Below are 8,444 nucleotides of genomic sequence, written 5' to 3'. Positions count from 1 at the left end.
GCCGGCGTGGTGGCGCCGTCCTGGCGGAAGCCGACCTTGAGATCGCGGACTTGCAGAACGGCGCTCATGAGAAGGTTTTCCTTGGGTCGAAGGCATCGCGGACGCCTTCGAAGATGAAGACGAGCAGCGAGAGCATCACGGCGAAGACCGCGAAGGCGGTGAAGGCGAGCCAAGGCGCCTGCAGGTTCTGCTTGGCCTGCAGGGTCAGCTCGCCCAGCGACGGCGCCGAGGAGGGCAGGCCGAAGCCGAGGAAGTCGAGGCCCGCCAACGTCGAAATCGTGCCGGTGACGATGAAGGGCAGCATCGTGACCGTGGCGACCATCGCGTTGGGCAGCATGTGTCGGAACATGATCGTCCAGTTGCTGACGCCAAGCGCCTTGGCCGCGCGGACGTATTCCAGGTTGCGGGCGCGCAGGAATTCCGCGCGTACCACCCCTACCAGTGCCACCCAGCCGAACAGCACCATCAGGAAGACCAGCAGCCAGAAACTTCGGCCCAGGATCGCGAAGAGGATGATGATGACATAAAGCGACGGCGTCGCGGTCCAGATCTCGATGATCCGCTGGAAGATGAGGTCGAGCCAGCCGCCGAAATAGCCCTGCAGGGCGCCGGCGATGATCCCGATGACCGACGATGCCGCGGTGACGATCAGCGTGAACAGGATCGACAGGCGGAAGCCGTGGATCACGCGCGCCAGCACGTCGCGCTTGGTGTCGTCGGTGCCCAGCCAGTTCTGCCCGTTGGGCGGCAGGGGCGCGGCGCCTGGGCGGTCGACGGGCGTGTTGTAGCTGTAGGGCACCAGCGGCCAGAGCATCCAGCCGCGCGAGAACTCGGGGTAGTCGAGCGACAGGTCGGCGCCCTCGCGCACCTCGGCGATCAGCTCGTCGGGTTCGTCGAAGCAGGCCTCATAGCCGCCGGTGACGATCAGGCAGCGCACCTCGGGGTCGCGGTAGGCGGCCTCGGTTTGGAAGTCGCCGCCGAACTCGGTCTCGGGGTAGAAGGTGAAGATCGGCATGCGCCATTCGCCGCGGTAGCTGACGAGGATCGGCTTGTCGTTGGCCAGGAACTCGGCGAACAGCGACAATCCGAAGAACAGCGTGAAGATCCACAGCGACCAGAAGGCGCGGCGATTGCGCTTGAAGTTGCGCCAGCGCCGCTGATTGAGCGGCGACAGCGCAAAGCGCCCGCGCGGCGGCTGCGGCGCCACGGGGACGCCAGGCATAGGTTCGGGACGCAGCGCGGGATCGCCCTCGTGGTCGTGCGTGGGCTGCGTGTCGGCGTCGGGACGGGGATTGAAGACCATCGCCTAGCCCTCGCGCTTCTCGAAGTCGATCCGGGGATCGACCAGGACGTACATGAGGTCCGACAGGATGCCCACGATCAGGCCGATCAGGCCGAAGATGAACAGCGTGCCGAAGATCACCGGGTAGTCGCGCGCCACCGCCGCCTCGAAGCCCAGCCGGCCGAGACCGTCGAGCGAGAAGATCGTCTCGATGATCAGCGACCCCGAGAAGAAGACGCCGATGAACACCGCCGGGAAGCCCGCGATCACGATCAGCATCGCGTTGCGGAAGATGTGACCGTAGAGCACGCGGGATTCCTTGAGGCCCTTGGCGCGGGCGGTGATCACGTAGGCCTTCTTGATCTCGTCGAGGAAGCTGTTCTTGGTCAGCAGCGTCAGCGTCGCAAAGGCCGAGATGGTCGAGGCCAGCACTGGCAGCGTGATGTGCCAGAAGTAGTCGGCGACCTTGCCCAGCAGCGACAGCTGGTCCCAGTTGTCCGATGTCAGGCCCCGCAGCGGGAAGATCTGGTAGTACGACCCGCCCGCGAACAGCACCAGCAGCAGGATCGCGAACAAAAAGCCCGGGATCGCGTAGGCGACGATGATCGCGCCGCTGGTCCAGGTGTCGAAGGACGACCCGTCGCGCACCGCCTTGCGGATGCCCAGCGGGATCGAGACGATATAGGCGATCAGCGTGGACCAAAGGCCGAGGCTGATCGAGACCGGCATCTTCTCGAGGACCAGGTCGATGACCGAGACCGAGCGGAAGTAGCTCTCGCCGAAATCGAGCTGGACGTAGTTCCACAGCATGTCGAGGAAGCGTTCCAGCGGCGGCTTGTCGAAGCCGAACTCGGCCTCGAGCTGGGCGATGAAGTCGGCCGGCAGACCCCGCCGGCCGGCGCTTTCCTCGGAGGCGCCGGCCAGCTCGCCGCTGCCGCCGCCGGCGATGCCCTGGAACACGTCGCCGTCGCCCTCGATATTGGCCAGGATCTGCTCGACCGGGCCGCCGGGGACGAACTGCACGAGGGTGAAGTTGATGATCATGATCCCCAGCAGCGTGGGGATGATGAGCAGCAGGCGTCTGAGGATATAGGCTCCCACGGCTTACAGCGCGCCCGCTTCGCGCAATTCCTGCGCGGCGTCCTCGTCGTACCACCAGAACGACAGCTCGCCCAGCGCGAGCGGCGGCAGCGGTTCGGGGTAGCGGAACATGTCGTAGTAGGCGACCGTGTGGCTGGCCTTGTACCATTGCGGCACCCAGAAGCCCTCGGCCCGCAGCACGCGGTCGAGCGCGTGCACCGCGGTGCGCATCGCGTCCAGCGTCTCGGCCTCGACCACGTTGTCGATCAGGCGGTCGACGGCGGGGCTGCGCAAACGCATCAGGTTGCGCGAGCTGTTGTCGGCGGTTTCCGAGCCGAACCACTGGCGCAGGCCGAAGCCCGGCTCGAAGCCCATGGCGAAGCTCTGGTTGACCATGTCGAAATCGCCGTCCTCGCGGCGGCGGACGTATTGCGACACGTCCACGCGCTCGTACCGGGCGTTGATGCCGATCTCCTTGAGGTTCTCGAGATACGGGTTGACGATGCGGTCGAAGGCGGCGCTGAAGCCGAGGATGGTCAGGTCCATCGTCTGGCCGTCCTTGCGCAGAAGGCCGCCATCGCCGATCTCCCAGCCGGCCTCGTTCATCAGGCGCAGCGCCTCGCGGCGTTGCGACCGGCCGGGCTGGTTGCTTTCGGGGTCGTTCTCAGGCGCGGTCACGGCCTCGGCGGTCAGGATGCCCTCGTCCAGCAGGCCGTCCTCGACCAGGGGGCGGAGCAGTTCCACCTCGGCCTCGGTCGGCGTGCCGGTGGCTTCGAGGTCGGAATTCTCCCAGAAGGAATTGACCCGATCGTAGAGCCCGTAGAACAGCGAGCGGTTCGACCATTCGAAGTTGAACATCAGGCGGATCGCCTCGCGCACCTCGGGGTCCTGCCAAGTCGGGCGGTCGAGGTTGAAGACCCAGGCCTGCGCGGTGCCGATCATGCCGTCGGGCAGTTCCTCGACCACGACGTGGCCCTCCTGGACCGCCGGGAAGTCGTAGCCCGTCGCCCAGTCCTTGGACGAGTTCTCCTCGCGGAAGGTGTATTCGCCGGCCTTGAACGCCTCGAACGCCGCCGCGCCGTCGGCGAAGTACTCGACCCGGATGCTGTCGAAGTTGTTCTGGCCCACGTTCATCGGGTGCTCGGCGCCCCAGAAGTTCTCGTTGCGCTCGTAGACGACGCGGCGGCCGACGTCGTAGCTGCCGATCACGTAGGGACCGGTGCCCATGAACGCGGTCAGGCTGCTTTCGTCGATCCGCGCGCCGGTCTCCTCGAACCAGGCCTTCGAGAACACGACGCTGCCGCCGGCGAAGGGCACGACCTCGCGTCGCGGCGCGTCCTCGGTGAAGTTGAAGCGCACGCGGTGCGGGCCCAGCACCTCGACCTCGGACACGAAGCCCTCGATCACGTTGACGTATTCGGCAAGGCCCTGTTCCAGGAACAGCTCGAAGGTGAACTTGACGTCCTCGGCGGTCATCGGCGTGCCGTCGGCGAAGGTCACGTCGTCGCGCAGGTTGAAGATCACCCAGTCGCGGCTTTCGGGGTATTCCAGCGTCTCGCAGAGATAGCAGTAGGTGCCGTAGGGATCGTCGGCGGTCGACACCATGATGCGTTCGTGCAGCAGTTCGGTGAGTGAGGCCGACACGCCGCGGCGCGAATAGCGGTTGAAGCTGTCGAAGGAGCCCTGCGCCCACTGGCTGATCTCGCCGCCCTTGGGCGCGTCGGGATTGACGTATTCTAGGTGCTCGAAATCGGGGCCGTATTTCAGGGAGTCGAAGTTCGAATAGCCGTGCGCGGTGACGATCTGGTCGTCCTGGGTCGCGGCGCTATCCGTGGCCATCGTGTCCTGAGCGGCCGTCTGTGTGGCCGTCAAAGCGCACCCTGCCAGAAGCGCTGCGAGGATCGTCGCGCGCGCAGGTGCCGTGCGCTGCGCGATCATGGCGGGGCTGGATTCGGCATGGCGTGTCATGTGCTCTCCCTTAGAAAGTCCGGCGCCGTTCGAACGCCAAGGGTGGAGCGGCCTCGGGCCACATGCAAGTTGAGATTGCGTGATTGAGCCGGGGGCGCGGCGCCGGGGCCGCATCGCGTGCGGAAAGGTAACGCCCGGAATCGAAAGGGCCGCCCCGGCGGCGGCCCTGACTGAAATCGGTGCGCGTGCGTGCGCTTATTCGTCCGTCTGGTCCAGGAAGGCGATCAGGTTGGCGCGCTCCTCGGGCGAGGGCATGCCGCGGTAGCTCATCGAGGTGCCGGGCGCGTAGCCGGCCGGGTTCTCGAGGAAGGCGAACAGGTTCTCGGGGGTCCAGACGTCGGCCGCGTCGGACAGCGCGCCCGAGTAGTTGTAGCCCTCGGCCGCGCCCACGTCGCGCCCGACGACGCCGTAGAGGTACGGGCCGACGGCGTTGGCGCCCTGCTCGAGCTGGTGGCAGGCGCGGCACTGGCTCCACAGACGCTCGCCGGCTGAGGCGTCGGCGGCGGCGAGGTGTTCCTCGACCGTCATGGTGGGCGCGTCGTCTGCGGGTTCCTCGGCGTCGGCGACCTCGATCACGTAGGAGGCGACTTCCTCGCCGTGATGCCCGCCGACGTGGTACAGGCTTTCCGCCGCCCATTTGCCCAGCAGGAAGACCAGGAGCGCACCGCACAATGCGCCGAGTGTCTTGGTGAAGGTCATCGTGTCAAACATGAAAAGGCCCGTTCCTGGTTTTCCCGGTCGTCGCGCGGGTATCTATTGCTTCCCTTCCAGCGAGGCAAGCGGTAGATACCGCGACGAAACGCCCCCGATGCGGGCAATTTTCGAGGGGAAGCCCGCATGACGCAACGCATCGCCTTCCAGGGCGAACCGGGAGCCTATTCCGACCAGGCCTGCCGCGAGGCCCGGCCCGACATGGAACCGCTTCCCTGCCGCAACTTCGAGGACGCGATCGAGGCGGTGCGCAGCGGCGTTGCGGAACTGGCGATGCTGCCCGTCGAGAATACGACCTACGGGCGCGTCGCGGACATCCACCGCCTGCTGCCCGAGTCCGGATTGCGCATCGTCGACGAGGCTTTCGTGCGGGTGCACATCAGCCTGATGGCGCTGCCCGGCGTGCAGATCGAGGAGTTGAAGAGCGTGCGCGCGCACCTGGTGCTGCTGCCGCAGGCGCAAAGCTTCCTGTCGCAATACGGCATCAGGGGCGAGGCCGCCGCCGACAGCGCGGGCGCGGCGGCCGAGCTGGCGGCATCCGGCGCGCGCGACCAGGGCGTTCTGGCCTCGGACCTCGCGGCCGACCTGCACGGGCTGCACATCCTGGCGCGCCACATCGAGGACCACGCCCACAACACCACGCGCTTCCTGATCATGGGGCGCGACCCGGATATGTCGCGGCGCGGCACGCACGGCATGATGACGACCTTCATCTTCCAGGTGCGCAACATTCCCGCCGCGCTCTACAAGGCGATGGGCGGGTTCGCGACCAACGGCGTCAACATGACCAAGCTGGAAAGCTACATGGTGGGCGGGTCCTTCACCGCGACGCAGTTCTACGCCGACATCGAGGGGCATCCCGACGACCCGGCGGTCGACCGCGCGCTGGAAGAGCTGGACTACTTCACCGACATGCTGGAAATCCTCGGCGTCTATCCGCGCGATCCACGCCGGGACTGACGGGGTTGGCAGGCGGAGCGCGGCCCCGGGCGGGGCCGCGCGCAGACATCTCGGCCCGCCGCCTGCGGCGGCGCGCCTCGGTAGCCGCCCGTGCCGGGCGGCGGGCGCAACCGACGGGTGGCGCGCGGCGCCGGCGGGCCCGCGGCAAGCAAGGGAAAGCACGGACATGAGCGAACGGGAACTGGCACGGATCACCGCCTCGGCCCCGCGCCGGGCGCTGGGCGTGGGCGCGCTGGGCGGGCTGGGCCTGCTGCTGATCTGGATCGCGATCACCACGCCGCCGGTCTCGGTCCTGTGGCTGGCGTTCCTGGTCGGTGCGGGGGTCGTGTCGCTGGTGCTGGCGCAGCTGATGTGGCGCGCCACCGCGATCTCGATCGTGCTGACCGAGGAGGGGCTGTTCGACAGCACCGGGCAGGAGATCGCGCGGACCGAGGACATCACGCGCGTCGACCGCGGGGTGTTCGCGCTTAAGCCCTCGAACGGCTTCTCGCTGCAATTGCGCAAGCCGGGGCGCACGGTCTGGCGCCCGGGCCTGTGGTGGCGGTCGGGCCGGCGCGTGGCGGTGGGCGGCGTGACCGCAGGGCACCAGACGCGCCCGGTGGCGGATATCCTGGCGCTGCGGGTTTCCGAGCGGCCGGCGCGCGAGGGCTGAGCCGGCGCGCGTCCCGGTTGCATCCGGAGGCGCATCTTCCCGAATTCGGGGGTTTCTGGGCGGACGCCCCGGCGTTACCGTGACGGCGACGGCGCCCCGGCGGTGCCGTCCTGTCATCGGCCGTTCCGGGCCGACCGCCACCGGCCCAATCGGAGGACGAGCCATGAACGTACCGCGCAGCGAACCGACCTTCCGCCAATCCGTCGACCTGATGTTCAACCGCGCGGTGGCGCTGATGGACCTGTCGCCGGGGCTCGAGGAGAAGATCCGCGTCTGCAACTCGACCTACACGGTGCGCTTCGGGGTGCGCCTGCGCGGGCAGATCCACACGCTGACCGGCTACCGCAGCGTGCATTCCGAGCACATGGAGCCGGTCAAGGGCGGCATCCGCTACGCGCCCACCGTCAACCAGGACGAGGTCGAGGCGCTGGCCGCGCTAATGACCTACAAGTGCGCGCTGGTCGAGGCGCCGTTCGGCGGCTCGAAGGGCGGGCTGTGCATCGACCCGCGCGACTACGAGGTGCACGAGCTGGAGCTGATCACCCGCCGCTTCACCTATGAGCTGGCCAAGCGCGACCTGATCCACCCCGCGCAGAACGTGCCCGCCCCCGACATGGGCACCTCCGAGCGCGAGATGGCCTGGATGGCCGACCAGTACGCGCGGATGAACACCACCGACATCAACGCGCGCGCCTGCGTCACCGGCAAGCCGCTGAACGCCGGCGGCATCGCCGGCCGGATCGAGGCGACCGGGCGCGGCGTGCAATACGCGTTGCGCGAGTTCTTCCGCCACCCCGCGGACATCGCCGCGGCGCGGCTGTCGGGCACGCTCGACGGCAAGCGGGTGATCTTGCAGGGCCTCGGCAACGTCGGCTATCACGCAGCCAAGTTCCTCAGCCAAGAGGACGGCTGCCGCGTCACCGCGATCATCGAGCGCGACGGCGCGATCTTCAGCGAGGCCGGGCTGGACGTCGACGCGGTCCATGACTGGATCCGGCGCCACGGCGGCGTGTCGGGCTTTCCCGGCGCGGCCTTCACCCCCGAGGGCGCGGCACTGCTGGAGGAGGAGTGCGACATCCTCATCCCCGCCGCGCTCGAGGCGGTGATCAACCTGGGCAACGCGCACCGCATCAAGGCGCCGCTGATCATCGAGGCCGCCAACGGCCCGATCACCGCCGGCGCCGACGACATCCTGCGCGAGAAGGGTTGCGTCATCATCCCGGACATGTACGCCAACGCGGGCGGCGTGACGGTGTCATACTTCGAATGGGTGAAGAATCTCAGCCACATCCGCTTTGGCCGGATGCAGCGCCGGCAGGAGGAATCGCGCCACCAGCTGATCATCGACGAGCTCGAGCGGCTGTCGGCCGATACCGGCGTCGGCTGGACGCTGTCGCCGGACTTCAAGTCGAAGTACCTGCGCGGCGCCGACGAGCTGGAGCTGGTGCGCTCGGGCCTCGATGACACGATGCGCATCGCCTACCAGTCGATGCGCGAGGTCTGGCACGACCGCGCCGACGTGACCGACCTGCGCACTGCCGCCTACCTCGTGTCGATCGACAAGGTCGCGGCGAGCTACCGCGCCAAGGGGCTGTGACGGCCTCCGTCTGAGGGTGCCTCGGGGCGGGCGCGGCATCGTTGCCCGACCGGCGTCAATCCCCGCGCCGCGGAAGATTGTGTACGCTGCGTGCCCGATCGCCCCGGAAAGGCCACAGGCGGGGCCGGCTTCCCGCCACAATGCGATCCTACTCCTGTCTCCAAACCCGCGACACGCATCGGCGGGAGAGAGGA

Annotated in this window: 7 protein-coding genes; 3 read left to right on the top strand and 4 right to left on the bottom strand. The window is 67.9% G+C overall.

Annotated features, from left to right (window positions below; all coding sequences use genetic code 11):
* Positions 1–64 precede the first annotated feature (64 nt).
* The 4 genes from ACFDTC_RS16340 to ACFDTC_RS16325 all read right to left on the bottom strand — a co-directional run bounded on the left by ACFDTC_RS16340 (position 65) and on the right by ACFDTC_RS16325 (position 5,041).
* On the bottom strand, positions 65–1,222 hold the full coding sequence (locus ACFDTC_RS16340) for an ABC transporter permease (RefSeq protein ID WP_375259946.1): 1,158 nt from the start codon (positions 1,220–1,222) through the stop codon (positions 65–67).
* A gap of 84 nt (positions 1,223–1,306) precedes the next feature.
* Complete coding sequence (locus ACFDTC_RS16335) at positions 1,307–2,383, bottom strand: microcin C ABC transporter permease YejB (protein ID WP_375259945.1); 1,077 nt, start codon at positions 2,381–2,383, stop codon at positions 1,307–1,309.
* Positions 2,384–2,386: 3 nt separating this feature from the next.
* Positions 2,387–4,330 carry an extracellular solute-binding protein gene (locus ACFDTC_RS16330; protein ID WP_375259944.1) on the bottom strand — a complete coding sequence of 648 codons (1,944 nt, stop codon included), beginning with the start codon at positions 4,328–4,330 and terminating at the stop codon, positions 2,387–2,389.
* Between the two features lie 195 nt (positions 4,331–4,525).
* Positions 4,526–5,041, bottom strand: coding sequence for a c-type cytochrome (locus ACFDTC_RS16325; RefSeq protein WP_375259943.1), 516 nt, complete (start codon positions 5,039–5,041; stop codon positions 4,526–4,528).
* A gap of 126 nt (positions 5,042–5,167) precedes the next feature.
* On the opposite strand from ACFDTC_RS16325, the gene ACFDTC_RS16320 reads away from it, so the two are divergent.
* The 3 genes from ACFDTC_RS16320 (at position 5,168) to ACFDTC_RS16310 (ending at position 8,250) form a co-directional block, all read left to right on the top strand.
* Positions 5,168–6,001 (top strand): prephenate dehydratase, encoded by an 834-nt coding sequence (locus ACFDTC_RS16320; RefSeq protein WP_375259942.1) that lies wholly within the window; start codon positions 5,168–5,170, stop codon positions 5,999–6,001.
* 166 nt (positions 6,002–6,167) lie between these two features.
* Entirely contained in the window at positions 6,168–6,653 is a 486-nt protein-coding gene (locus tag ACFDTC_RS16315) for a hypothetical protein (RefSeq protein WP_375259941.1), read from the top strand.
* Positions 6,654–6,816: 163 nt separating this feature from the next.
* Positions 6,817–8,250, top strand: a complete 1,434-nt coding sequence (locus ACFDTC_RS16310; protein WP_375259940.1) for a Glu/Leu/Phe/Val dehydrogenase — start codon at positions 6,817–6,819, stop codon at positions 8,248–8,250.
* Positions 8,251–8,444 lie beyond the last annotated feature (194 nt).

It is taken from the genome of Citreimonas sp., assembly GCF_042096055.1.
GTDB lineage: Bacteria > Pseudomonadota > Alphaproteobacteria > Rhodobacterales > Rhodobacteraceae > Citreimonas.
This window is presented reverse-complemented; position numbering and strand designations above follow the sequence as displayed.

Excerpts from the sequence above, each read along its gene's own strand:
- ACFDTC_RS16315 (WP_375259941.1), top strand. The coding sequence starts at position 6,168 with ATGAGCGAACGGGAACTGGCACGGATCACCGCCTCGGCCCCGCGCCGG.
- ACFDTC_RS16325 (WP_375259943.1), bottom strand. The coding sequence starts at position 5,041 with ATGTTTGACACGATGACCTTCACCAAGACACTCGGCGCATTGTGCGGT.
- ACFDTC_RS16320 (WP_375259942.1), top strand. The coding sequence starts at position 5,168 with ATGACGCAACGCATCGCCTTCCAGGGCGAACCGGGAGCCTATTCCGAC.
- ACFDTC_RS16330 (WP_375259944.1), bottom strand. The coding sequence starts at position 4,330 with ATGACACGCCATGCCGAATCCAGCCCCGCCATGATCGCGCAGCGCACG.
- ACFDTC_RS16310 (WP_375259940.1), top strand. The coding sequence starts at position 6,817 with ATGAACGTACCGCGCAGCGAACCGACCTTCCGCCAATCCGTCGACCTG.
- ACFDTC_RS16340 (WP_375259946.1), bottom strand. The coding sequence starts at position 1,222 with ATGCCTGGCGTCCCCGTGGCGCCGCAGCCGCCGCGCGGGCGCTTTGCG.